At 57.9% G+C, this 634-nt stretch carries 1 pseudogene; it reads left to right on the forward strand.

Annotated elements, in window-relative coordinates:
• Positions 1-634: pseudogene (locus DXU84_RS24955) on the forward strand (hemagglutinin); the annotation flags it as partial.

Here is a 634-nt window from a genome sequence, read left to right on the forward strand (position 1 = left end):
GCATCAGCGGCGGTGCCAGCTTCTCATTCGGCACCATGACCGGTTCGGGCGGCATCAGTGCCGCTAATGACAAAATGGACAGCGACTACAACTCGGTCACTGAGCAGAGCGGTATTTTTGCCGGTGACGGCGGCTTTGATATCACGGTCGGCGGGCATACCCAGCTCGATGGCGCGGTAATTGCCAGCACAGGTTCGGCCGATAAAAACCACCTCGACACCGGTACGTTAGGCTTCAGCGACATCGGCAATAAAGCGGAATACAGCACCGAACATCAGGGCGCAGGCATCAGCACCGGCGGGACTGTTGCAGAGAACTTTATCGGCAATATGGCGAACGGCGTACTGGTGGGTGCAGGCGGTGAAGGTGAGGCTTCCGGCACCACCAAAGCGGCGATTTCAGCAGGTACCATCAACATCCGCGATACCGAAAACCAGCAGCAGGACGTGGCTGATTTAAGCCGCGACGTGGAACATGCCAACGGCAGCATCAGCCCTATCTTTGATAAAGAGAAAGAGCAGAAGCGGCTGGAAATCGCGCAGGCGCTGGGCGACGTGGGCAGCCAGGCAATGGATATTGCACGGACGGCGGGTGAGATTAAAGGGCTGGAAAAAGCGAAAGCCGCGCATCCGGA

Origin of the sequence: Rahnella sp. RcJ3 (assembly GCF_009498575.1) — a bacterium.
Classification (GTDB): domain Bacteria; phylum Pseudomonadota; class Gammaproteobacteria; order Enterobacterales; family Enterobacteriaceae; genus Rahnella; species Rahnella aceris.